This is a genomic window from Actinobaculum massiliense (genome assembly GCF_001457435.1).
GTDB classification, from domain to species: Bacteria; Actinomycetota; Actinomycetes; order Actinomycetales; family Actinomycetaceae; genus Actinobaculum; species Actinobaculum massiliense.
The window spans coordinates 1063339-1087182 of sequence record NZ_LN881717.1 but is presented as its reverse complement, the minus strand read 5'-3'; the positions used below and the strand labels follow the sequence as shown (position 1 = coordinate 1087182).

At 61.1% G+C, this 23844-nt stretch carries 20 protein-coding genes; 13 read left to right on the top strand and 7 right to left on the bottom strand.

Features of this window, described 5'->3' with window-relative positions:
- Positions 1-56 precede the first annotated feature (56 nt).
- The 8 genes from rpmH to BN2664_RS06535 all read left to right on the top strand — a co-directional run bounded on the left by rpmH (position 57) and on the right by BN2664_RS06535 (position 6479).
- Positions 57-194 (top strand): 50S ribosomal protein L34, encoded by a 138-nt coding sequence (gene rpmH, locus BN2664_RS06570; RefSeq protein WP_040316973.1) that lies wholly within the window; start codon positions 57-59, stop codon positions 192-194.
- Entirely contained in the window at positions 195-623 is a 429-nt protein-coding gene (gene rnpA, locus BN2664_RS06565) for a ribonuclease P protein component (protein WP_051014106.1), read from the top strand.
- Complete coding sequence (yidD, locus tag BN2664_RS06560) at positions 620-946, top strand: membrane protein insertion efficiency factor YidD (protein ID WP_007000987.1); 327 nt, start codon at positions 620-622, stop codon at positions 944-946. Before rnpA ends, yidD begins: the two co-directional genes overlap by 4 nt.
- A 10-nt stretch (positions 947-956) precedes the next feature.
- On the top strand, positions 957-2156 hold the full coding sequence (yidC, locus tag BN2664_RS06555) for a membrane protein insertase YidC (RefSeq protein ID WP_007000988.1): 1200 nt from the start codon (positions 957-959) through the stop codon (positions 2154-2156).
- A gap of 138 nt (positions 2157-2294) precedes the next feature.
- On the top strand, positions 2295-2849 hold the full coding sequence (locus BN2664_RS06550) for a Jag family protein (RefSeq protein WP_007000989.1): 555 nt from the start codon (positions 2295-2297) through the stop codon (positions 2847-2849).
- Positions 2850-3140: 291 nt separating this feature from the next.
- On the top strand, positions 3141-3743 hold the full coding sequence (rsmG, locus tag BN2664_RS06545) for a 16S rRNA (guanine(527)-N(7))-methyltransferase RsmG (protein ID WP_007000990.1): 603 nt from the start codon (positions 3141-3143) through the stop codon (positions 3741-3743).
- A 457-nt stretch (positions 3744-4200) separates the two neighbouring features.
- Positions 4201-5151: a ParA family protein gene (locus BN2664_RS06540; protein WP_007000991.1), complete on the top strand. Its 951-nt coding sequence runs from the start codon at positions 4201-4203 to the stop codon at positions 5149-5151.
- 2 nt (positions 5152-5153) lie between these two features.
- On the top strand, positions 5154-6479 hold the full coding sequence (locus BN2664_RS06535; RefSeq protein ID WP_007000992.1) for a ParB/RepB/Spo0J family partition protein: 1326 nt from the start codon (positions 5154-5156) through the stop codon (positions 6477-6479).
- A 374-nt stretch (positions 6480-6853) separates the two neighbouring features.
- On the opposite strand, the gene BN2664_RS06530 is transcribed toward BN2664_RS06535, so the two are convergent.
- The 7 genes from BN2664_RS06530 to BN2664_RS06500 all read right to left on the bottom strand — a co-directional run bounded on the left by BN2664_RS06530 (position 6854) and on the right by BN2664_RS06500 (position 16249).
- Positions 6854-7807 (bottom strand): D-alanine--D-alanine ligase family protein, encoded by a 954-nt coding sequence (locus tag BN2664_RS06530; protein ID WP_007000993.1) that lies wholly within the window; start codon positions 7805-7807, stop codon positions 6854-6856.
- A 44-nt stretch (positions 7808-7851) separates the two neighbouring features.
- Entirely contained in the window at positions 7852-9120 is a 1269-nt protein-coding gene (locus tag BN2664_RS06525; RefSeq protein WP_007000994.1) for an aminotransferase-like domain-containing protein, read from the bottom strand.
- Between the two features lie 315 nt (positions 9121-9435).
- Positions 9436-9888 carry a hypothetical protein gene (locus BN2664_RS06520; RefSeq protein ID WP_058120659.1) on the bottom strand — a complete coding sequence of 151 codons (453 nt, stop codon included), beginning with the start codon at positions 9886-9888 and terminating at the stop codon, positions 9436-9438.
- 6 nt (positions 9889-9894) lie between these two features.
- Complete coding sequence (gene trxB, locus BN2664_RS06515) at positions 9895-10950, bottom strand: thioredoxin-disulfide reductase (protein WP_231723454.1); 1056 nt, start codon at positions 10948-10950, stop codon at positions 9895-9897.
- Positions 10951-11055: 105 nt separating this feature from the next.
- Entirely contained in the window at positions 11056-13146 is a 2091-nt protein-coding gene (locus tag BN2664_RS06510; protein ID WP_007000997.1) for a protein kinase family protein, read from the bottom strand.
- A gap of 99 nt (positions 13147-13245) precedes the next feature.
- A complete protein-coding gene (locus BN2664_RS06505) occupies positions 13246-15708 on the bottom strand; it encodes a DUF6049 family protein (RefSeq protein WP_007000998.1) in 2463 nt (820 codons plus the stop codon).
- A 1-nt stretch (position 15709) separates the two neighbouring features.
- Positions 15710-16249, bottom strand: coding sequence for an NUDIX hydrolase (locus BN2664_RS06500; protein WP_155856468.1), 540 nt, complete (start codon positions 16247-16249; stop codon positions 15710-15712).
- A 283-nt stretch (positions 16250-16532) separates the two neighbouring features.
- On the opposite strand from BN2664_RS06500, the gene BN2664_RS06495 reads away from it, so the two are divergent.
- The 5 genes from BN2664_RS06495 to BN2664_RS09185 all read left to right on the top strand — a co-directional run bounded on the left by BN2664_RS06495 (position 16533) and on the right by BN2664_RS09185 (position 23577).
- Positions 16533-18101, top strand: a complete 1569-nt coding sequence (locus BN2664_RS06495; protein ID WP_007001000.1) for a CCA tRNA nucleotidyltransferase — start codon at positions 16533-16535, stop codon at positions 18099-18101.
- The gene (locus BN2664_RS06490) at positions 18098-19420 is read left to right on the top strand and encodes an MFS transporter (RefSeq protein WP_082628275.1); all 1323 of its coding nucleotides are present in this window, start codon (positions 18098-18100) and stop codon (positions 19418-19420) included. The genes BN2664_RS06495 and BN2664_RS06490 overlap by 4 nt, the downstream gene beginning before the upstream one ends.
- Before the next feature lie 188 nt (positions 19421-19608).
- Positions 19609-21009, top strand: a complete 1401-nt coding sequence (locus tag BN2664_RS06485) for an AI-2E family transporter (protein WP_155856469.1) — start codon at positions 19609-19611, stop codon at positions 21007-21009.
- A 7-nt stretch (positions 21010-21016) separates the two neighbouring features.
- Positions 21017-23362: a transglycosylase domain-containing protein gene (locus BN2664_RS06480; protein WP_007001003.1), complete on the top strand. Its 2346-nt coding sequence runs from the start codon at positions 21017-21019 to the stop codon at positions 23360-23362.
- A gap of 38 nt (positions 23363-23400) precedes the next feature.
- Positions 23401-23577, top strand: a complete 177-nt coding sequence (locus tag BN2664_RS09185) for a hypothetical protein (protein WP_156407884.1) — start codon at positions 23401-23403, stop codon at positions 23575-23577.
- Positions 23578-23844 lie beyond the last annotated feature (267 nt).

Genomic DNA, 23844 nt, shown 5'->3' with positions numbered 1-23844 from the left:
TAAGGGTGAAGCTTTTGCTGAGCTGAACCATAAGTCTTTATTTTGGGAGGAACACCGTGTCGAAGCGGACTTTCCAGCCGAACAACCGTCGTCGTTCCAAGGTCCACGGTTTCCGCAAGCGTATGCAGACGCGCGCTGGTCGCGCCGTTCTTGCCGCGCGTCGCCGCAAGGGCCGCGCGAAGATCTCGGCTTAAATGTTGAGCTCCGATCACCGCATACGGCGATCGGAGGATTTCGCCCGCGCGTTTAGTGGCGTGCGCGGCAATTCCCGCCGATTGCAAGTTGCGGTAGGCAGGGCATATTCAACGACCGACCCTCACCCTGTGCGGGTCGGTTTTGCCGTATCTAAAAAGGTCGGAAATTCGGTGGTGAGGCATCGAATTTATCGGCAACTCCGGCATATTTTGAGATCCAAGCTGGATCAGTTTGGGCCGGGCGACGTCGTCGTCGTACGCGCATTCCCCGCCGCGAAAGGTAGCTCCTCAGCAGATTTGGAGAGAGATTTCGATTTCGCTCTCGACAAGGTGCGTGAAAAGGAGGCTCGGCGGGAAACGTTACCCGGACGCGAAACAGGAACCCGCACCGAAACGGAAGTGCGGACCGGAGAGGAAATTAGCTCATGAGCTGGGCTTCTCGGCCACTCATCGCGGCTATTCGCTGGTATCAGCGAAACATCTCCGCCGGTCGCCCGCCGCGGTGCCGTTACGCCCCGACCTGTAGCGCCTATGCGGTTGAATCTCTCAAAGTTCACGGGGTTTTAAAAGGTACAATCTTAAGCATCTGGCGCCTGTTACGGTGCAACCCTTTTACCAAGGGCGGCGTAGACAGGGTTCCTGCACCGGGTGAGTGGCCGCGCAAACCGCTAGGTCATGACGAATTACTTGAGCTTTACGAGAAGGAAGACGCCGAGGTACGCGACGCGCAGGCGAAGCGGCTAGAGCGCTAGGAGAATACGCGTGGATACAATCCTTGCTCCCTTTATGTGGGTTGTTTCGTGGGTGATGTATGGCATCCACGAAGGCCTTGTGGCACTTGGAATGGATAACGGCTCGGGCCCGGCCTGGGTGTTGTCCATCGTGGGCCTAACGATTGTGGTGCGTCTGGTGATTTTGCCGCTGTACAACCGCCAAATTCAGGCCAGCCGCTCGATGCAGGTACTGCAGCCGGAGATGATGAAGATCCAGGCCAAGTACAAGAACAAGAAGGACACGATTTCCAAGCAGCGCCAAGCCGAGGAAATCCAGGCCCTATACAAGAAGCACGGTGCCTCCCCCATGGCCTCTTGCTGGCCGATGCTGGTACAGATGCCGATTCTGTTCTCGCTGTTCCGGGTGCTCTACAACTTCCCGCAGATCGCCTCCGGCCAGCGCGCCGCAATTGGTCCGCTAGGAGTGGAGGAAGCTGATGCCTTCCTCAATTCGACTCTCTTTGGCGCACCGATGTCCGCCTCCTTCGCGACGGCGAACCAGGCAGCGGATTACTCCGCGATGAGTATCCGGATTGTGGCCGGGATCCTCGTGGTCATTATGTGCCTGACGATGTTCTTCACCCAGCGGTGGTTGCTGACGAAGAACATGCCCGAGCACAAGGGCGACGGCGATAATCCGGCCCTGCGCATGCAGAAGTACATGATGTACGGCATGCCGCTCATTTATGTTTTCTCCGGCATCACCTTCCCCATTGGCGTACTTATCTACTGGTGCGCGGGCAATATTTGGAACCTTGGCCAGCAGACCTGGTTCATTCGCAATAACCCCACGCCCGGCTCGAAGGCCTACCGTGAGCGCGAAGAGCGTATTCGGCGCAAGATGAAGCGCAAGGGCTTGGAAGAGCAGGGTCTTTCCGAAGAAGAGATCGAGCAGATCGAAGAGAAGGAAAGCCAGGGTGGTCAGCGCTACCAGCCGATGAGCAAGGAGCGCGCTAAGAAGGCGGGCGTGACGAATCGTTTCACGGCCACTGCTGACGGAGCGACGGATGGCGCCGAGGAGTCCGCTCACGAAGGCGATGACGCAGAGTCGTATGAGGACGACGCCGAAGTTCGCGGCAAGGATGGACTGACGGATGCGGAGCGTGCGCGCAGGCGCTACGAGCGCCGGCAAGCCCAGCGTGCCCGCTCCAAGGCGAAGCGCAAGAAGAAGGGCAATGGCCAGCGCTAAGTAGCTAGTTGAGGATAATCTTTAGGCAGTTATCTTTGTGGATATCCGGTACTTATTGGTAGAAACTGCCTAGCAGACAAAACGACTTTGGAAGTGACGCGAGGCAAGGGCGCGGCTACCACACCGAAAGGAAACATCATGAGTGAATCGAATGAGGCGCTGACTGACCTCGACCGCGAGGGCGATCTCGCAGCTGACTATTTGGAAGAGCTTCTGGATATCGCAGATATTGACGGCGATATTGAGATCTCGGTTGATCGCGATCGGGCTACCGTGGCGATTGTGACGGAGGGCGATTCGGACAGCCGGCTCGAGCGCCTCGTGGGCCGTCACGGCGAAACGCTCAACGCTTTGCAGAGCCTGACGCGGCTTGCGGTTCAGCAGCAGACCGGTGAGCGCTCGCGCCTCATGGTCGACATCGCGGGTTACCGCGAGGAGCGGCGCGAAAAGATCACCGAGCTGGCTCAGCAGGCCATCGATGAGGTTCTGGAGACCGGCGACGAGATCGAGCTCGATCCGATGAATCCCTTCGAGCGCAAGGTGGTGCACGACGCCGTTGCGGCCGCTGGCCTTATTTCGGATTCCGAAGGGTTTGGCCCCAAGCGCCACGTCGTTATCAAGCCCGTCGACGAGGATGCCACCGAGGCAGAACAAGCTGACGAGCGGCCCGAATCGGCAGATAGCGCCGAGTAGGTAGCGGGGTTGCCCGTGCGGGGTGACCCGCATAGTAGTGACTCGCGCTGGGTGCATTGCAACCAAACCACATAAGGACGCCCGCCTTTCGTAGAATGCGAAGGCGGGCGCTTCCTTTGTCCCGGGTTTGGCGAGTCGCTTGCTTCGGAACAGGCTATCTTGGGCAAGTGGGGTTTGGCGTTTCACAGCTGCGGATTGGCAAAAGCTGACGGATGAAGATGAAAGCACGGACATTTGGAGAAGAAAGTGGCTGAAGAGCAGGATTTGGTTGAGCAACCACCAGCAGGAGGAATGGAGCATTTTGGCGAGGAGGCCTGGCTAAAGCTTCTAGCCTTTTCGGCTATGCTCACCGAGCAGGGAGAGACACGCGGGTTGATTGGGCCGCGTGAATTGGAGCGCCTATGGGATCGGCATCTGCTGAATTCCACCGTCTTGGAAGAGTTCATCCCCGAACGCGCGAGCATTGCTGACGTTGGCTCTGGTGCGGGCTTCCCAGGGACCGTGCTCGCAATTTTGCGGCCTGATTCTAAAGTGACACTTATCGATTCCATGCAGCGCCGCACGGACTGGCTCACTGATGTGAAAGATGAATTGGATCTAGATAATGTCACGGTTCGGCACGCGCGAGCAGAGGATCTTATTGGTGAAGTCTCCTTTGATATTGTCACCGCGCGGGCGGTTGCGGCACTAAAGAAACTCGTCGGGTGGACGCTCCCTCTCGTGAAGCCTGGTGGCTCGTTACTGGCTCTAAAGGGAGCGCGAGCCGAGATTGAAATCGATGAGGCTGCCGGACAATTGAAAAAACGTGGGGCCGAGTGGGCAGATATCTACGTACGAACGCCGTATGCCTCAGCTGAGTCAACTCGTATCGTCGAAGTTCGGAAACGTAAGTAGCTAAGCAATCGAAAAGGCTTTAAAAGGAAATAAAAGACCCGATTTTGGTTCTAATAGGCCTTAGATTGAGTAAATGTTAATACTTCGATAGATGGCCTCCATCTCTGCTAGCCAGGGCCTGGGCGTGGATGCCTTAGTCGTAGGAGTTGATGTTTCACGTGAAACATTTGCCGGTGCACGGTTCGGATCAGCAGATGTCCGCGGCCTGAGGCCTGACACACTTAGTCAATACATATCGAATAAGACGTGCCTTTAGGCAGAGCAGGAAACCAGTTGGTAGCCAATTGACCAAGCGTCATATTGTTCACAACAAACTGCCTGTGTATAGCCTCTGAGAGGCTAGGGCTTGATGGATATGGTGGTTTTGTCGGTGCAGACAAAGGTATGACGCATTGATTGATTCAGACAGAAGCAACTTGGACTAGTTAGACTGGACTCTGCACTCAAGGAGGTAGACATGAGCGATCCTAGAAAGAGGGTTGGAGCGCATTCGTATGAGAATAATGAGCCAGCCAGCTGGGACCGCTGGTCGGGCCCTGACGCTCCAGTGGCGGCGAGCCTTGCCCGGGATATGTCGAGGCTGAAGAAGGTCGAGACGAATTCTTGGAAGAAACCACGGCAGACGAGGATTTTTGCTGTCGCCAACCAAAAAGGCGGAGTTGGAAAAACTACTTCCGTTGTCAATATCGCGGCGGCGATGGCCAGCAATGGCCTGAAGGTGCTTGTAGTAGATGCTGATCCGCAGGGCAACGCCTCCACTGCGCTTGGTTTCGGTTACTCCCTCAATGGGCGTAGCTTGTATGAGGCAATGCGGGGAGACCTGCCTTTCTCTGAAGTGGTCTATCAAAACCAATCCTTGCCATCGCTCTTTGTAGTTCCCTCCACGATTGATTTAGCGGCGGTGGACCTTGAGCTGAATAATGATCCAGATAGACTTACACGCTTGAGTCGGATCCTCGATGAATACCTCGAACGTGAAGTGAATGAAGGTGAACGCTTCGATTACGTTTTTATCGATTGTCCCCCATCGATGTCTCTCCTTCCGATTAACGCGCTTGTCGCAGCCGACGAAGTGATGATTCCTGTTCAGGCGGAGTATTACGCGCTGGAAGGTTTGAGTCAGCTCAATCGAACCATAGAAACTGCGCGGAGCTCAGCAAATCCGGATCTTTCGATAACCACTATTCTCATCACGATGGTGAGCCAACGAACGAACCTGAGCGCAGATGTTGCACACGAAGTTCGGGAGTATTTCGCGGGTCAGGTGCTTGATACAGAGATTCCCCGCTCTATCCGAGTGGCCGAAGCGCCTTCCTATGGTGAAACCGTTATTACGTACGCGCCGCGTTCTTCGGCGGCAATTGCATATCTTTCAGCTGCACAGGAAATTACGGAAAGGGCAGAATAGCGATGGCTAAGAAGCAACGACGTGGTCTTGGCTCAGGTCTTGGTGCCTTGATTCCGGAATCGCAAAAGGAAGAGACGAATAGTCCAATTGACATCTTCTTCGGTAAAGCCTCGTCAAGCGAATCAGCTAGCAAAGATGTTTCACGTGAAACGTCCCCCGAGGCCTCTGGCGAGACTAAACAAAACGTTTCACGTGAAACGGATATTACCGACCTTGGTTACAACGGGGCTCCTGCGGCGAAAACAGAGTCAGCAGGCGGCGGCAGTGCACGGAAAACACAGTCGAAGAACACCGGAAATAGCCAGAAGCTGTCCGCGAATGTTTCACGTGAAACGTCGTTCGGTGATCGAAATAATGACGACACGAGTAAGGCGGCAGAGAGTGGCGTTCCAGGCTCCGAATCCACCCACAGGGGCGCAGAGCAACGGGACGAGAAGCTAGGAAGTGAGGAGCGAGGCGATAAAGCTCTCGTAGCGGTTCCCGGCGCAAGCTTCGCGGAGATTCCGCTCGTTCAGATCATCCCCAATCGAGCTCAGCCGCGTGAGATCTTCGACGAAGACGAGTTGAATGAGCTATCTGATTCGATCTCACAAGTGGGCGTTTTGCAACCGATCGTTGTTCGTCCCTTAGATGCGCCCCTCGAGGATCATCCCGAGGTTCGGTACGAACTGATTATGGGCGAGCGCCGTTTGCGCGCTTCGAAACGGGCTGGATTGGATGCCATTCCGGCAATTGTTCGGCGTACTGCAGATGATGATCTACTGAGGGATGCGCTACTGGAAAACCTCCATCGCGTACAACTCAACCCACTTGAAGAAGCTGCGGCATATCAGCAGCTAATTGATGATTTCGGGTGGACCCAGGAGCAGCTTTCCAAGAAGGTGTCGAAGTCGCGCCCGCAGATTTCCAACACTTTGCGGCTCATGAAGCTACCATCTCTTGTCCAACGACGTGTTGCAGCAGGTGTTATATCTGCCGGCCACGCCCGTGCCCTACTTGGGCTCTCTGATCCAGCTGACATGGAGCATTTGGCACAGCGAATCGTTGCGGAGAACCTTTCGGTCCGTCAGGTAGAAGAGATTGTGGCTATGGATGGCTCACGTCCAGCTCCGAAAGTCAGGAACGCACGCGCCCGATTCTATGTGGCGGAGCTGAATGCCTTAGCGTCGAAGCTCAGTGATCGCTTCGAGACCACGGTGAAGGTTGATCTAGGCCGAAGCAAGGGGTCGGTGAAGATCAATTTTGCAAATATCGAGGATCTCAATCGCATTCTCGATGTACTCGCTCCTGGAGAAGGAGCGGTCCAGGTTGAGGACGGCGGGGAGTAAGCGGAGTCTGAAACGTAAACGGGTTTCGAGACGGAGAATCGGAACCACAAATTCGGAACTCTAACGCTATCTCTCTAAAATCCACGCTCTCAGGGGTGGGAATCGGAAATCCAGTAATCGAAAACCGATCCTTGAATGATTTGAAATGATAACCGAGCATCTCGATTGCTCAAGGTCTGGAAGCATAAAAGTAGTCCGTAATAGTTATGCAGAGAGGGTGGGAATGTTTCACGTGAAACATTCCCACCCTCTCTGCACTAGTTAGACCCGAAATCTTCAGATCTGGATCTCTCTTGATTAGGGCCGCTTTTGATGAGGGCCGCTTTTGACTAAAGCGTCTTTAGATCAGGGGTCTTGTTGATCGTTGCCTGTTTTTAGCGAGCCGCGGCGGAAGTCAGAATTCGTAGGTAAAGATCCTGGATAGTGGTTCCGGTTCCGTCGGCATACGCCTGGGCGGCCTGCGGCAAAAGCGAAGTTTCCGTCATGCCAGGGGCGACATTGGCGTCAATAATAATCGGCTCGTCATCGCGCAGAATCATGTCGATTCGCGAGAGATCACGGAGACGAAGAGTCTTATGTGCGGTCAGGGCGCAATCCTTCACCGCGTCCATCGTGGCCTCGGAAAGCCGCGCGGGAACGAAGTATTGAGCACGGCCTGCGTTATATCGGGCATCGTAATCGTAGGGACCATCGGTCTGAATCTCTACCGGGGGAAGGACGATTGGCTCTCCGTCGATCTCGATAATGGAAACAGCGATTTCGGTACCGTCGATGTACTCCTCCACATGCGCAGCCTCGCCGTACGCGAAGCAGTCGACCATGGCGCGCGGCAAATCGCTCGCAGCGCGCACAATCGACACACCAAGAGCAGAGCCACCCACATTCGGCTTTACCACCAGGGGGAATCCCGGCTTGCGCGAAATGACATCCAGGATCGGGCCCACTCCGATCTCCCGGAACAACTTCTCAGGGAAAGTTACGGACCAAGGAGTTTTGAGACCAGCGTGGCGCAAAGCTGACTGCGCGAGCGCCTTCGAGGAGGCGATGCGCGCGGAATTAGCGGTTGAGCCGATGAACTTGTAGCCCGCCAGAGACAGCAAATCCTGAATTGCGCCATCTTCACCGGTGGTGCCGTGAACTAGCGGCCAAATCACATCTGGGTTCATCGCATCGAGTCGCTGAAGAAGCGTTGCGTCGACGTCGAGAACCTTTTCATTCATGCCCGCTTCACGCAGAAGCGAGGCGACTCGGCGGCCAGAGCTTAGGGAGACATCCCGCTCGTGCGTGAGTCCTCCGGCCAGAACCGCGACGGTTAGAATCTCGGACATTGTTCCTCCATCTCCGCTTTTCGGCGGATTCATTCAACGCAGACTTATTTCTTACCGATGCCAAACATATTGACGAGTTCGGCTTCACTTGTAATGACTTCGCCGAGCCTCCGAACACCCTCTGTAATCCGTTCGGGTGTGGGGTAGCAGAAGGAAAGACGCATGTGATCGGTGCCCTGCCCGTCCGCGTAGAAAGCGGTTCCGGATACGTAAGCAACCAGGTTTGTTACCGCGCGAGGCAACATTTCATGTGCATTTAGGCCTTCCGGCAATTTCACCCAGGTGTAGAAGCCGCCGCTCGGGCGGTTCCACGTGCACATGGGCATGTACTTTTCGAGGGCCTTTTGCATCGCTTCGCCGCGCTCCCGATACTGGGCACGGTACTTCTCGATCTGCGCGTACCAGTCGTAGGTGCGCAGATACTCCGCGATTGCCAGTTGCCCGAAGGTGGTGGGGCAGAGAATGGCGTTCTCGTTCGCAAGGGTGATGCGGGAGGAAACCGCGGGCGGGGCGAAGGCCCACCCAATGCGAAATCCGGGAGCGAAGGTCTTCGAGAAAGACCCGAGATAAACAACGCCGTCGGGATTGAACGTCTGGAGCGAAGGCAAAGGATCTCCGTTAAAGCCGAGCAGGCCGTAGGGGTTGTCTTCGACGATCAGGACATGGTGGCGTTCGCAAATCCCGGCGATTTGCGGGCGACGGTCCGCGCTGAGTACAACGCCAGCCGGGTTATGGAAATTCGGTATCGTGTAAAGGAACTTTATCGGCTTGCCGGTCCGCTCGAGTTCTTCGATCGTCTCTTCCAGCTTCTCGGGGATAATTCCGTGCGCATCCATCTGCACGTGAACAACGTTTGCTTGGTAGGCGCGGAAGGTGCCGAGTGCACCCACGTACGACGGCGCCTCAGCCAAGACGACGTCGCCGGGATTGAGGAAGATTTCCGAGATGAGATCCAGAGCCTGCTGGCTACCGGTGGTGACGGTGATATCGTCCGGATGCCCGCGCACGCCGTCGGGACGCATAACCTCGACGATCATCTCGCGCAGTTCCTCTTCACCCTGGCCGCCGCCATACTGAAGGATCTTGGTGCCGCGTTCGCGCACCAAACGTGCCATCATCTCGGAGAGAAAATCGAGTGGCAGGCCGCTGATATTTGGCATGCCGCCGGCAAGGGAAACAACTTCGGGGCGATTTGCGACCGCGAAGAGTTGCCGAACTTCAGATTGACGCATACCTAGCGCGCGGTCGGCGTAAACGTTGTACCACGGGTCTAGACGTGTACCGCTCGCTACGCGCTTTTTTTCCTCGCTCATATTTTCCTTCCGACGGTGTTACCGACAGTTTGCCATTCAGGGAAGGATTTTAGTTCGATCTGGGAACGAGTGTTCACAGCGGTGGGAACTTTTTCGAACCTGAACTGGCCACTGGGTAGACGGGTAAAACTTATCGCTAGTTTGAGGCGACAATAATACCTTTTGGGCGCCGGCGAGGAGAATCCCGCGAATGAAAATCTGGCTAGGCGCCGGCGTGGGTGAAAAAGGTGGAGGCAGGCTAAGCTGCAGTGAAAGCCGAGATCGATTAAAGCTCTGTTAGACCGCAGTGAAGGATGAGAAATGCACGGAGGCGGGCTAGGCGGCAGCGAAGGCTGCGATGAGTGCGGAGCGGATGTCGAGCTTGGGTACCTGCCCCACGAAGCGCTGAATTTCGGCGCCGTTCGAGTCTTCAAGAATCAGCGTGGGCAGATATTCAATGGGAGGGTGAAAATCGCCGGGGTCGCGAACCATGACGGTGGCGCCGCTGGCGAGGTGCGCAGATGCATCGGCGGGCAAAGATCCACTCGCGGACGTTGGTGCATCACCGGACAAGACGGGCTGATCCAGTTCGGAAGCGCCGCCGGAAAGCGAAAAGGTGTGCGGGCGCGTTTGTGCGGAAAGGTCCACAACTTCGCCGCGGAAATCTACGGCCGGGAGCAGGCGCCGCATATCGATCAATGTTTCCTCGAAGATTTGAAGCATTGAATCTGATGCGGGCGCCCACTCCGCGGTCACATAAATCAGAGCCGGGCTAGGCGGCTTTGCCATCGGCGCCTAGGCTACGTCCGAATTACCCGACGCCTCATGCGATGCGTCGCCGGCGGAGCTAGCCGCATTATTTGCTGTGCCGTCCGCCTTGTCGTCGCCGACGCGGCCAGCCGCGTGCTTGGCGGTTTCGAGGGCCTCGAGGTAACGCTCGGCGTCGAGGGCGGCACGGCAACCTGTTCCGGCGGCCGAAATTACCTGGCGGTAGTGGCGATCGACGACGTCGCCGCACGCGAAAACTCCCTCGATTGAGGTAGCTGTGTGCGGGTGGTTCACGAGGATGTAGCCGTCGTCGTCGAGCTTCACGCCGTTGAGTATCGCGGTGCGCGGCTCGTGACCGATGGCCACGAAAAGTCCGTCGACCGGCAGATCGGTCTGCTCGCCGCTCTGCGTATCGCGGAGGACGAGGTTGTTCATGGAGCCACCTTCTTCGCCCTGGATGTCGACGACCTGGCTGTTCCAGTGCATTTCGATCTTGGGGTCGGCGAGGAGGCGATCGGCCATGATCTTCGAGGCGCGTAGTTCGTCGCGTCGGTGGATCACGTGCACCTTCGTGGCGAAACGGGTGAGGAAAAGCGCGTCGGTGACGGCCGAGTCCCCGCCGCCCACCACGGCGATTTCTTTGTCTTTGAAGAAGAAGCCGTCGCAGGTGGCGCAGTAGGAAACGCCGCGGGCAGAGAACTGCGTCTCGCCGTCAAGGCCAAGCTTCTTGTAGGCCGAACCGAGCGCCAAAATGACCGTGCGGGCGTGGAATTCGCCGTCGTCGGTGCGGATGGTCTTGATATCACCCTCGAGCTCGATCTCCAGTGCGTCGTCGTACTCTACCTCCGCTCCGAACTTTTCGGCCTGCTCCTGCATGCGGGCCATGAGGTCCGGGCCGAGAATCCCATCGGGGAAGCCGGGGAAATTCTCGACTTCGGTAGTGGTCATAAGCGCGCCACCGGCATCAATTGCACCCGCAATAACCAGCGGTTTGAGGCCGGCGCGGGCGGCGTAGAGGGCGGCGGTCCAGCCTGCGGGACCGGAGCCGACGATGATGACATCACGAACGTCTGTTTCAGCCATGAAATTGAAACCTTCCTTGTGTAGATCCATTCCGGAAACGGTGCCCGGTGGGGAATTATTCCGGCGGCGGGTGGCTATCGGCTAGTGGGCTGCGCTAGGCCGGCGCTAGTCGATCGTGACTTCGGCCAGATCGATCTTGAATTTGCCGGCGTCATTGGTGGGGAGCTGGGTGAACCACAGCATGATGGTGTCCGTTTTGACGCCGTCGGCTGAAGTCAACACTGTTTGCGGACTCATCGGCCCTTCTGCCACCAGGGTTCCACCAGCGGGGTCGGCCGCGGTTGTCGTGCGCCACTGGACGTTGCCACCTTGCCCGTGAACATTGAGGTGAACATTGTGTACCACAGCTTCGGATTCAAGCTTGATCTCGATGCCCATTCCATCCTTGAGCAGGCCGAAGTTCGGATTACGCAAATATTCGTAGGTGCTCCACACCGTCTCGGGATTGCCGTCAAAGGCATTGGGGAGCGCTTCCGGCGAGTCCTGGCCAGGCCGGTTGCTCGGATCCGGATTGACGAGCGTGTAGGAGGCGATCGTCGGCGCGGCGGTGGGCGTTGCCTGCGCGCTCGGCTCCTGCGTTGCCTCACCTCCCGGCCGGGCAGCCCGGCTCGGCTCCGCCGGCGCGGCGCTAATGGTCGGGGCGACCGTCTTGACCGGGGTGGTGGGACTGGTGAGCTGGTGGATTGCGAACCAAAGGGCCAAGACCACGAGGACGACGGCGCCGCCTACGACCAGCTTGGAGGTGTTGAAAATCTGCGCCGCCCAGGTGGTTTTGCCAGCGCCGTCGCGGTCGATGACGCGGGGGCGCTCCCGCCTTTCGGGACTCGTGGCCGGGTCGGTGGCGGCCTTAGTGCCTGACTTGGTTGCTGCCGCAGCACTCGCCGCGGAGCTACCCGCCGGGGCGTGGCCCTTTTTGCTGCTGGTATTTCTGCCGGCCTTGTCACTGGCCGCGCTATTCGCTTTGCGATCGGCTTTTCCACTGGCCTTGCCGGTGGTGGTGCCGCCAGTGCCTCCGCCGGCGCCGGCGGAGGAAGATAGGCCGGCCGCTGCCGCCTCTTCGGCGGCCTCCGCGGCGGCGACCTCGCTGAGTTCGGCGGGCGCGCCCCACTGCGGGCGCAAGTTCACGGCGGCGGGTTCGGTGATGCGAAGCTCCGCGTCGATGGCCGCGTCGGTGGTCCCGACGGCGGTGGAGGCTTCAGCGGCGCTAGCCCCGGCTTCACCGGTCGGGTCATGGGCCTCGGCGGCGCTACCCGGGCCACTGGCTTCAGCATCAGCATCGCTTGCTTCGGCTTGGCCTGCTTCACCTTCGGTGACTCCAGCTTGTCCGGCCGCGCTGTCGGCTAAGCCGCTGGCTAACTTGCCACCGCTCGCGCTGGCGGAAGGGCCACCGGCAACTGCCCCACCGGCCACTGCGCCGCCCGGCTCGTAGTCAGCGGGGAAAGGCGCGGGGCCGGAGGTGCGATCCGGCAGTGATTCCGGATCGATTTCATCCCAGGGCGCGAGGAGTCGCAAAACCTCGCCGGGGGAAAGAATGCCTACCGGGGAACCCGCGCGGCGCAGGACTTCACGCACGTCAGCGGGCAAAGATTCGTCTTCGGCTAGGGCGTCGATGCCGTGCTGGTCCACTTCTTCGCCCTCAATCAGAGCCGCGAGGAACCGCGCCAGCCCGTAGGCTTCGGCGTTATCGGCGTCGGCAAGGGACAGCGAATCGGTGCCCAGGCCCGCTAATTCGGCATCGACCCCGAGTCCGTCAATATAAACCTCACCGGAATCGCCCACGCGCACGCGCGAGGGACGAAGGCGCAGGTGGCGCATGCCCTTGGTGGAGGTCTGCGAAAGAATCGCCGCTAGTTCGCCCACCACGGATTTCGCCAGGGCCGGGTCGAGGCCCTCATCGGCGGAAAAGTGCGCCAGGGAAACACCCAGCGGGACTTCCGAGACCACGAAATTCTCGCCCACCGAGAGCGTGCGAATCACGTGCGCGTCCTCAATGAGCGCTGAGCGGCGGGCGGCGTCGAGAGCCGCGGGAAGGGTGGGCAGTGCGGGGTCCAGCAGGAGGATGCGAACCGCGGTGCTCAAAACTTGGTCGACGCCGAACCACTGCTGCGTCCCGGGAATATCAAGCTGATCCGGATATGGTTCGGTGAGGCGGTAGCGCCCCGCGAGAACGGTGCCTTGCGCGCCGTGCTTTTCCACGATTTCTCCTCGGTTATTTCCCCTGTTGCCTGCGGTTAATTCTAACGGCACCGCAGGCCGAATCGCGCCTTTATACGAAATTCAAGCTTGCGTCCGAAATCAATGCCGCGGTGCCGGGCCGCGGTCGCGCCGCAGGCGCCGCCGTTGCCGGTCCGCCTGAATATTAGTCATATGTTCGCGCGGTCCAACAGTCTTTGAACGCCGGCCGCGGCGCACCGAACGCACCAGGCCGAGCACCAGGATCAGGCCAAAAACAATTGCTGCCGCCGTCGTCGCCGTCGTCTCCCACCCCGCGCGCACGCGCACGTGAATGGATTGCGGGCGGGAAACCAGGCTTCCGGGCGGGTCGGTGACGCGGGCGAGGATCTCGATATTCCCCGAACCGGAGGCGCGGATCGGCACCGAAACCGTGCTGGTAGTGGAGGCGGGGATCGTCGCCGCCACTTCCGGCTCGGGGCGGATGCGGTAATCGGGCGCCGAAACGCGGATCACCACGCCAATCGGCATGGGCAAGTCGTTGCGCACGTGCACCGGGAGCTCGGTGTTTTCGGAAATCACGTTGATTGGCGAGGATGGCTGGATGGAGACCGCCCCCTCGAAGGAGCTGGCCGTCTGCGAAAGGTCCGCCAGCAGCGATTCGCGCAGTTCGGGGTGCTCGCGCAGGCCCACTGAGCTGGCCAAAAGCGCGCGCTGGGTGGCCGGATTAATCAGCAGGCTGGGGGCGGAAGTAATGCGCGCGATGGAGGAAATCTTCGTCAGCGAGGTCTCCGCGCCGGTGAGTTGCTGGCGGATCGCCTCCCCGGGCAGCGGGTTATTTTCGCGCAGTTGCGCTGTGTAGTCGGTTTGCGTGGCGCGAAGCCCATCCAACGACGACGCCGAAATCCACGGCGCGGCCATCAGCGCATCAATATTCGCGCCGACCTCATCGGCGGAAAGCTGGGCCTGCTCGGTCCAGTCGCGGTCGAACATGAGCAACTGCGAGCGGTCCGCCGCCGGGCGCTCGCGGTAGCGCAACGCCGAAAATGCCAGCGTGACCTGCCGCGAATCCAAAGCGTCCAGCGCCGCCTCCGCCTCATCATCTTCCGTGGCGCGGAGCGCGGGTAGTTTCCCGACGACGGCGGACGAAAGTGCATCGTCTGCGATAAGCGCGCTGGCTTCATCCGGCGTTGTTGGGCTAGTGGCCGCGGAGCCGGCTCCGGGCGCGCCACCAGATCCGGACGTGGCCGTGTTCTCCAGCGGAATGCGCACCGCCGCGCCGGGCGTCACCCAGCCGGCCGAGGAGGCATCTGCCGAGCTAATCACCGCGGTGGAATACCCCGCGGTACGGGCTGCGCGCAAAGAAGACTGGTCCGCGCCGCGGGCGAGGAAAGCGATATCCGCCGTGCCCGCTATATCGGACTCCGCCGCGGCCTGGGCGTAGGCAATGCCCTGCTCCAAAATCTGGTACCCGGCCGTTGAATGTGCAATGGACGCAATATCCACGTCGCCTCCGGGCAGATAGGCAACCGAGGCGCCGCTATTTTGCGTGAATCCGGCTAGCGCCTCAGAAAACTGCGCCGACTCGCGCAACGCCGGGTCCACCGCGGCCGTCACTCCGGGGCGCCCAAGCTTCTGCAAGGCTTCAATTTGCGCCGGAGCGGTGAGCGCCTCGGCCACCGGATCCGAGGGGCCAGAGAGCTCAAAAAGTGTGGGGGCCTGCCCGTTTTGCGTGGCGGAGTCTTGCCCGTTTTGCCCAGCGGCGGCCTGCCCGTTCGGCCCGGCGGCGGCCGAATCTTGCCCGGCGGACGGCGTCGTCGTCGAACCTTCTGCCTGCGCGGAAGCGGCAGGCGGCACTTCGGTCGGCTTGTCCTGTCCACGCGCGGCGACCGCGGCGCGAATCGTGTCCTTGAGAGTCGGCAACTCGGTGGCCTGATGGCCCTGCGCGGTGAGGGGGACGACCACGTTCGCCTTCGCCCGCTCCAGATCGTGATCGGCATCGACCACCAGCATGGAGCGATCCCAGCCCTGTGCGTCGCCGGCCACCGCCGAAACCTGGATCCCGCGTGGGCCCCAGACGCCGTTCGATCCCCAGTGAACCAGATTGCGGCTCACCACAAAATTGACGTTGGTGGTTTGGCCCGGCTCGAGCGTGAGGTCGGGCTCTTCGGTGGCAAGGAGACCCATGGAGGTGACATCTCCGCTCATAAATCCGGTGATCGCTTCGGCATTGCTGGAGGTTGTGCGCTCCGAATAGAGCGCCGCTTGCGCCAGGTGGAGGCTACCGTGGGTGTTGTTTTGCACCTGCGCACTGACGCGAATATCGGATTTGCGGCCAAGGACCGGCTCGCCCACCGAGGTAATGCGTACCAGGAGCGGCTGGTCGGGGTCCGCGGTGGAGGATGGCTGGCTCGCCGGCTCGCTGGTGGCTGTCTCGCTGGTGGTGGTGGCCGACGGCGTCGGGCCTGGCGTCGGCGTGGCGCTCGCGAGGGGAGCCGGCCCCGCCACAGGAAGCGCGATCCCCGCCAGGCAGGCGAGGGAGGCAAAAACCGCCTGCGCGGCGCGGCCTAGTTTGGATCCGCGCACCTTAGGCGTCACCTGCCAGAATCGCCCGGGCGGAGGAAACGATCCGCCGCTCGTTCGGGTAGGCCAGGCGGGATGAGACGCGGTCGAGCCGCACCCACTCGACTTTTTCAGCCTCGTGATCGGGATCGTTTTCCACCGTCAGATAGCCGGAAAGCGCTTCCAGCAAGAAATGATGTACCACTTTGTGCACGCGGTGATTGGTGCCGGAGAACCAATAGTCAATGGTCGCCAGATGAAGCAGGACGCGGCCGGTAATTCCGGTTTCTTCCGCCACCTCGCGCACGGCCGCCTCTTCGGCGGTTTCGGTGCCTTCGAGATGGCCTTTGGGTAGGCACCACTCCAGGCGCCCGCCGCGATTTCGGCGAGCAATAACGGCGGTATAGGCGTGACCGTCATGAACCGCAATCACGATCCCGCCGGCGGAGGTCTCATTGACCACCGGCTGCGAATGGCGGCGCACGCCGGCCTGATGCGCGGCCGCGGCGCGCCTCCAGGAACGACGGCCCCCGAAGTGAGACGGGAGCGGAGCAGATTTCGACATAATTTCCAATGTGCTTACAGGCTCTGGCGCCCGGCAGAGTGTGCGCCGCCGCCGGTTCTCCCGGACGGGCAAGCAACGCCGCCTCCCGCAAGGTGCCACTTAACTGGGGCCATTCTCCCAAATTTCCCCAGGGAATGGCAGAGGCTCTCTGACGGCGGAAGGAAATGGGTGGCTGGTGCCCGACGGCGGTGGCCTGGGCCGGGGCGGGGGGCCTGCGGCTAATTCGTCACCCTTTGGGCCACTTCCTCGCCGCCGGCCGGGGTGAATGTGGCAAGCTTAATCGGTGGCAATTTCAAGGAATAGTGAAGCGGCGGCGGCCGCGGGCGCGGGCGCGGCGAACTTGCGCGCGAAGTACCTGCTCAACGGGCAGCGGAGGTTGACGGCGTTGCCGAAGGAAATCACCCAGCTGGGTGAAATTTTCCAGCGGGCGGGTCACGAGCTGGCGCTCGTCGGCGGGCCGGTGCGCGATGCATTCCTTGGCCTACCCATTCACGACTTTGACCTCACCACGTCCGCCCGCCCCGAGGAAACCGAAAAACTCCTCGATACCTGGGGTAACACCTGGGATATTGGCCGCGACTTCGGCACCATTGGCGCCCAGCGCGCGGGCCTAACCGTGGAGGTTACCACCTATCGCAGCGACAGCTACGAAATCGGCTCGCGCAAACCCGAGGTCCAATTCGGCGACACGCTCGAGGGCGATCTCACCCGCCGGGATTTCACCGTCAACGCGATGGCCGTGCGCCTGCCGCAACTGGAGCTAGTCGATCCCTGCGGCGGCTTGGACGCCTTGGTGGACGGCGTGTTGGAAACACCCGTTACCGCGGCGCAGTCGTTCGACGACGATCCTCTGCGCATTATGCGTGCGGCCAGATTCTGCGCCCAGCTCTCCTTCGACGTGGCCGAGGATGTTATGGCTGCCATGACGGACTTTGCCCCGCGCTTAGAAATCGTTTCTCAAGAGCGCATTCGCGCCGAGCTGGAGAGGCTCATCATCTCCCCCGCCCCGCGCCGCGGTATCGAGCTACTGGTTTACACGGGCGTGGCGGATGTGGTGCTCCCCGAAGTCTCCGGCCTGCGCGGCGCCAAAGATGAGCAGGGCCGCCACAAGGACGTCTACGAGCACACCCTGCAGGTGCTCGATAACGCCATCGCGCTGGAAAGCGTCCTCGAGTCGACGCCGTCGGCCGGCGGCGAACGGGTAGCGGCCAGCGAGCCTGCGCCAGAGCCAGAGCCGCCCGTCACTGACGAAGGCATCAGCCCGGTCGCCCGCCCGGATTTCGTGCTCCGCTTCGCCGCGTTGATGCACGACGTCGGCAAACCGGCCACCCGCAGCTTTGAACCTGACGGCTCAGTCACCTTCCGCTTCCACGACGCCGTCGGCGCGCGAATGACGGCCAAGCGCATGAAAACGCTCCGCTTCGACAAGCAGACCACCAAGGCCGTGGCCCGCCTGGTGGAGCTACACCTGCGCGCGTATGGATTTGCGGAATCGGGCTGGACGGATAGCGCCGTGCGCCGCTTCGTGCGCGACGCCGGCCCGCTTCTTCCCCGTCTAGTGCGCCTCATTCGCGCGGACATTACTTCGCAAAACCGGCGCAAGGTGCGCGTGCTCCAGGCGGCGAACGACGAGCTAGAGCGGCGCATCGTTGAACTTCATCAGCGCGAGGAGCTGGAGGCCGTGCGCCCCGATCTGGACGGCAACGACATTATGGAGATCCTCGGCCTCGCCCCCGGCCCGCAGGTCGGCCAGGCCTACAAGTATCTGCTGGGACTGCGCCTCGACGAAGGCCCGCTGGGCCGTGAAGAAGCGATTTCCCGACTCAAGCAATGGTGGGAGGCGCGGGCGTGAAGCTCAAGCTGGTTGCGGACCTGAAATCGCTGGCCACCTCGCCGGGCTTCCTGAAGCTCTTGGCGGTGCGGCTGGTGACCCAATGCGGAGACGGAATGTTCCAGGTGGGCCTCGCCTCGCTGTTCTTCTTCAACCCGGCCCGCGCCTCGGATGTGTATACCGTCGCCCTCTCGCTGGTGGTGATGCTCCTGCCGTTCTCGATCGTGGGGCCATTCACCGGCCCGTTCATTGATCGCTGGCCGCGCCGGCAAATTCTGCTCGGCGGCAACCTGCTGCGCGCGGCCCTCACCGCCGCGATCCTCGCGGTGCTCTTCACTGATTTTTCCTGGCTGGTTTACGTGTTGGCGCTGGTGACGCTGGGCATCAACCGAATCTTGTTGGCCACCCTTTCGGCCGGCTTGCCGAAAGTGGTCGAGTCCAAAGAACGCCTCCTGGTGGCCAACTCGCTGGTGCCCACCCTCGGCGGCGCCTCCACCGCCATTGGCGCACTGTTAGGCCTGTTCATCCGCATTTTCCTACCCACTGAGCTGGGCCAGCAGGTGGGCGCACTGGTGGTGGCGGTGGCCCTCTACTGCGCCGGCGCCTGGGTGGTCACCTCCCTCGGCCGCTCCGAACTCGGCCCGGATAATCCCGTGCGCGAGCCGTTCTGGCGTTCTCTCGCCTCCGCCGCTCGCGAGCTGGCCGACGGCGTGCGCTACCTCGTTCGCCGCGGCACCCCCGCCGCCGCCCTCACCACCATGTCCCTCCACAGGTTCGTCTACGGCGTCCAACTCCTGACGATCATCCTGGCGGGCCGCAACCTCTACGCCGATCAGGCGGACTCCACCTCCGGCATCGCCGCATTTGGCGCGCTTATGGGCGCTATGATCGCCGGCCATGGCGTCTCGATTGTCCTCACCCCTCTGGCCCACGAGCGCATGACGCCTTCCACATGGGTGGTTTGTTGCCTGCTGGGCGGAACTGTGGGGCAATTTATTGTGGCGACGACGCCGTCTTTCGGTGCGGTGACAGCCGGGATTTTTATTTTCGGCATTGGCGTGCAGGGAGCAAAGATCGCTGTCGACACCATCGTTCAAACCGACACCCACGATCGCTACCGCGGCCGCGCTTTCTCGATTTACGACGTGCTCTTTAACGTGGCCGAATGCGTGGCGGCCGGCGTCTGCGTGCTGGTGTTGCCGGATATCGGCTGGTCGCGCGGCGTGCAAATCGCGCTCATTGTGATGGTTTGGGCCGTGGCATTTCTGTATCGCTGGGAAGTCAAGCGACTACGCGATTCCCCGCGCCCGGTCCTGGCCCTGTCTCTTATACACATCTAGCTGTGTATAAGAGACAGGTCAAAGATGGGTAGAAGAGACAGGTCCGCAGCCGCGCCGGCCGCAAGCCGTAGCCGCGCTGGCCGGTGAATGAGCGAACATTTTCGCGTCATTAACTTTGTAAGTCAGCATGAGCTGGCAGACTTACGCTAGAGCCGAACGCCAAGGCCGGCACTGAGATCGGAGAGAAGATGACTCTAAGAAATCCCGGGAATCTCCCCATGGATAAGCGGGCGCAGATCGACGCCGCCGTGCGCGACGCGGGCCCGAGCGCGGCTGACGGCGCCGCTACCGGCGCGGCTACCGGCTCAGCGAAAGCTCCCGTGACCGCGCATAAGGCCAGCGTGGAGGACGGCGATCAAGGCATTCCTCTCGACGATGCCGCCGCTGGCCCGACCAGCGCAATCCCGCCGGTCGGCTTCCAAGTGCTGCGTGTTCTCGCCCTCGTCACTATCGCTTGCGCGGGGCTTTACACCATCGCGGATTTCTTTGGCCCGCTCTTCTTGGCGCTGACGCTGGTGCTGACGGTCCGTCCGATTCACCGCAGGCTCGTGAAATACCATGTGCCCGGATTTATCTCGGGCACCATCACGATTCTGGTGCTGGTGATTGTGCTCGGCGCCATCGCCGGCCTCATGGCCTGGTCGCTGGCCGGGCTACCGGAAACGCTGATGCGCTACCAAGAGAAGTTCAGCGATATCGTCGACGAAGTCACCGACTTTGCTCAGCAGTGGGGATTCTCCACCGAGGAGATCACCAATCAGCTGTCTGCCCAGTTCGACGCCGCGACCATTATCGCCTGGATCCGTAGCGCGGCCGGCTCGCTTATGTCCGCCGGAACCATCATTGGCATTTTGGCGCTGTGCGTCCTCTTCCTGACGGTCGATACGATCCGCGTGAATAACCGCGCGGACGTGGTGCAGCACCGTGATTCTGATTTCTACCGCGCGATCTGCTCGTTCGAGGGCCGGGTGCGCCAGTACTGGCTGGTGGCCTCAATCTTCGGCCTGGTGGTCTCGGTGATCAACTACTTCGTGCTGGTGTTCCTGCACGTGCCAATGCCGCTGACCTGGGCGCTGTGGACGTTCATCACCAACTACATCCCCAACGTTGGCTTTATCCTTGGCGTAATTCCGCCGGCGATTATGGGCCTGGTGGACTCGGGGTGGAGCACCGCGCTGTGGGTGATCGTGATCTTCACGGTGATCAATGTGACGATCCAGGGCATGATTCAGCCGAAGTTCACCGGCGACGCCGTCGGGCTTTCCACCACCATCACCTTCGTATCCCTCCTCTTCTGGACGGCCGTGATCGGTCCGCTCGGCTCGATCCTGGCGGTGCCGCTGACCCTGTTCTTCAAGGCATTACTGGTGGATTCCTCGCCGAGCACGCGCTGGATCGAGGCGTTCCTCATCCCCGAATCGGACGCGCGGCGCAAGCGGGAAAAAGGCCTCTACAATCCAGGGACTGACCTGGAGGTCTTTCACGCCTTTGGAGAGTCACGGTCTAGACTTTCGGAAACGCTTGGGACCCGTTCGCAGCGGTCCGTGAGCCGGTTATCCCGAGCGAAACGACGGTCGAGTAGGAAGTAAGGACGCAATGGCGGCAACGAAGAAACCTTCTCAGCGCGGTTCAGCGAGCGGCGGCCAGCGTGGCTCCGCCCGCGGTAGCCAGCGGAAGCGGTCCCAGCGCGGCTCCGCCCGTGGCAACCAGCGCGGCAGCCAGCGGAAGCGTTTTCGCTGGAACTACCCGCGTGAGGGGCTCGGCCCCATTCATCGCTGGCTACCCTCGTGGCGCTTCCTGCTAGGCGCCGGCTTCACCGCAATCATTGCCGCTATCGTCAGCGTCATTACGCTTTACTTCGCCTTGGAGATTCCCGAGCCTGACGACGTCGCCGCCGCTCAGCGCACGCGCGTTTACTACGAAGACGGCACAACCGAGATGGGGTCCATCTTCGATTTCGATCGGACCTCGGTTCCCTTGGAGAGCTTGCCGGACTACGTGGGCAACGCCGTCGTCGCCTCTGAAGATCAAAACTTCTACACCAACAACGGAATTGACCTGGGCGGCATCGCGCGCGCGGCGCTCAATAACCTCACCGGCGGCAAGCGCCAGGGCGGCTCCACTCTCACCCAGCAGTACGTGGAGAATTATTACCTGGGGCAGACCACCGATTACCTGGGCAAAATCCGCGAGGCGGTGCTGGCGGTGAAGGTGGATAACCACCTCAGCAAGGACGAGATCCTCGAGAGCTACCTCAACACGATTTACTTTGGGCGCGGCGCTTATGGCATTCAGGCGGCGGCCGAAAAGTACTTCGGCACCAGCGCCGCAGATCTGACCCTTGAGCAGGCCGCTTTGCTGACCGCCGTCATTCCTGCGCCGTCCGCCTGGGATCCGGCCGTCAATCCGCAGCAGGCGCAAGCGCGTTTTGATCGCGTGTTGCGCCGCATGGTCGAGGACGGCTACATCACCGAGGAGCAGGCCTCCGCCGCCACCATGCCGGAGACGATTGCTCCCACCAAGAACAATGACTTCTCTGGCACCACCGGTTATTTACTCGATTACGCGCAAAAGGAGCTGGTGGCCACCGGGAAGTTCACGGAAGAGGATCTGCGCCAGGGCGGTTATCGGATCGTCACCACCATCGACCCCGAGAAACAGCAGGCAGCGGTAGACGCCGTCGAAAATCTCCCGAAGGATCGCCCGGAGAACAATTACGTGGGCATCCTTTCCGCTGATCCGCGTAACGGCGAGATTTACGCCATGTACGGCGGCGCGGATTACCATGCCCGCCAGCGCAACGCCGTCACCCAGGATCGCGCGCAGGCTGGTTCCACCTTCAAGCCGTTCACTTTGCTTGCCGCCCTTGAGCAGGGCAAACTCCCGCAGAGCACGATTTACGATTCGCGCACACCGCTGAAAATTGGCAACCTTGAGGTGAAGAATTACGACGGCGTCTCGCGCGGCCGGGTTAATATGCTCACCGCCACCCAGCATTCGATCAACACCTATTTCGTGCAACTCAATCAGGACGTGCGGCCGGAGAACACAATCCGCGCGGCGGTGCAGGCCGGCCTTCCGGAGGACACCCCCGGCCTTGATGATTCGCTGACCAACGTGCTCGGCTCCGCCTCCCCGCGCTCCATCGATATGACGCAGGCCTACGCCACCTGGGCGAACCGCGGCGTCTCGGTGCCGATTCACCTGGTGCGCGAGGTGAAATCTCCCGACGGCGAGGTGGTTTACGAGGCGCCCACCACCGGGGAGCGAAAGATCGACGAAGACGTGGCGGACACGATGAACTGGGTCCTGCAGGCCACCTCCCGCCCCGGCGGCACCGCCGAAAAGGTGCGTGGCCTGGGCCGGCCGGTGGCCGGTAAGACGGGCACTTCCTCTGGCCCGTGGTCCGCATGGTACGTGGGTTACACGCCGCAGATGATCACGGCCATCAATATGTTCCAGGTGGGCCCCAACGGCGAAGAAGAGGTGCTCACCCCCTTCGGCCGCTACCCGTGGGGCATTGGCGGCAACAACTACCCGGTGGACATTTGGATGGACTACATGAAGGTGGCCACCAAGGGCATGTCGGTTATGGACTTCACCGTGCCCGAGAAGATGAAGGGCGTGCCCACCTACGAGCCGCAGGCCACCTCCGAGCCGAAAGTCACCGAGCCTGAACCCACCGCCGCCGAGCCCGAGCCCACCGCCGCCGAGCCCGAGCCTCCCGCCGAAGCTCCCACGGAGGAGCCGGAGGCCCCCGGCAACAGCAATGGCGGCGCCGGCGGCGCTGGTGGCAGTAACGGCGGTAACGACGACGGCGGCAACGGCGGCAGTAGCGGCAACGGCGGCAGTAGCGGCAGTAGCGGCAGAGGCGGTGGCGGCGCTCAGCAGCCTGCCCAGCCCGCGCAACCCTCTCGCAATTCGGCGGCCGAGCGGGGGTAGCGGCGGTCGACAGCTCGTGGCCAGATAGGCTTGCATGTATGAAACTCAATCGATACTGGGCCATCGCCTCGCAGTCGGTGGAACTCGAAGAGCGGCCGGTGCAAATTGACGGCCAGCTGGCGCAAGCCGATGGCCAGCCGGTGGAAATCAGCCGCTGGGGCTGGTCTGCTAACTCGCGCCAGGCGGCCGCAACGCTGTCTCTTATACACATCTAGATGTGTATAAGCGACAGGAACACACCCTGCGCTAGTCCCGCCCCGCGCTCGCTGGCGGCGCAAGTCCTTTCGCCCACCCGTTCGAACTTGTCACCTTGCCCGTGCGCGTGTCCTTATCCTCGTCCGAGGCGCCCCCCAACATCCCCTCCACGCTCTTGCCGGTCTTCTCGCTCCCGGCCTCCGCGATGTCCCGCCTGTTCCCGGCGCCTATCTCCTCTCACCCCTTCGCTTCTATCTTTCACGACGTCCCGTGCTCCTCCCTGTCCT

Bases quoted from the DNA above. Each gene is read 5' to 3' on its own strand.
- rnpA (WP_051014106.1), top strand. From the start codon at position 195: ATGTTGAGCTCCGATCACCGCATACGGCGATCGGAGGATTTCGCCCGC.
- yidD (WP_007000987.1), top strand. From the start codon at position 620: ATGAGCTGGGCTTCTCGGCCACTCATCGCGGCTATTCGCTGGTATCAG.
- BN2664_RS06550 (WP_007000989.1), top strand. From the start codon at position 2,295: ATGAGTGAATCGAATGAGGCGCTGACTGACCTCGACCGCGAGGGCGAT.
- rsmG (WP_007000990.1), top strand. From the start codon at position 3,141: ATGGAGCATTTTGGCGAGGAGGCCTGGCTAAAGCTTCTAGCCTTTTCG.
- BN2664_RS06540 (WP_007000991.1), top strand. From the start codon at position 4,201: ATGAGCGATCCTAGAAAGAGGGTTGGAGCGCATTCGTATGAGAATAAT.
- BN2664_RS06535 (WP_007000992.1), top strand. From the start codon at position 5,154: ATGGCTAAGAAGCAACGACGTGGTCTTGGCTCAGGTCTTGGTGCCTTG.
- BN2664_RS06530 (WP_007000993.1), bottom strand. From the start codon at position 7,807: ATGTCCGAGATTCTAACCGTCGCGGTTCTGGCCGGAGGACTCACGCAC.
- BN2664_RS06525 (WP_007000994.1), bottom strand. From the start codon at position 9,120: ATGAGCGAGGAAAAAAAGCGCGTAGCGAGCGGTACACGTCTAGACCCG.
- BN2664_RS06520 (WP_058120659.1), bottom strand. From the start codon at position 9,888: ATGGCAAAGCCGCCTAGCCCGGCTCTGATTTATGTGACCGCGGAGTGG.
- trxB (WP_231723454.1), bottom strand. From the start codon at position 10,950: ATGGCTGAAACAGACGTTCGTGATGTCATCATCGTCGGCTCCGGTCCC.
- BN2664_RS06500 (WP_155856468.1), bottom strand. From the start codon at position 16,249: ATGTCGAAATCTGCTCCGCTCCCGTCTCACTTCGGGGGCCGTCGTTCC.
- BN2664_RS06485 (WP_155856469.1), top strand. From the start codon at position 19,609: ATGACTCTAAGAAATCCCGGGAATCTCCCCATGGATAAGCGGGCGCAG.
- BN2664_RS06480 (WP_007001003.1), top strand. From the start codon at position 21,017: ATGGCGGCAACGAAGAAACCTTCTCAGCGCGGTTCAGCGAGCGGCGGC.
- BN2664_RS09185 (WP_156407884.1), top strand. From the start codon at position 23,401: ATGAAACTCAATCGATACTGGGCCATCGCCTCGCAGTCGGTGGAACTC.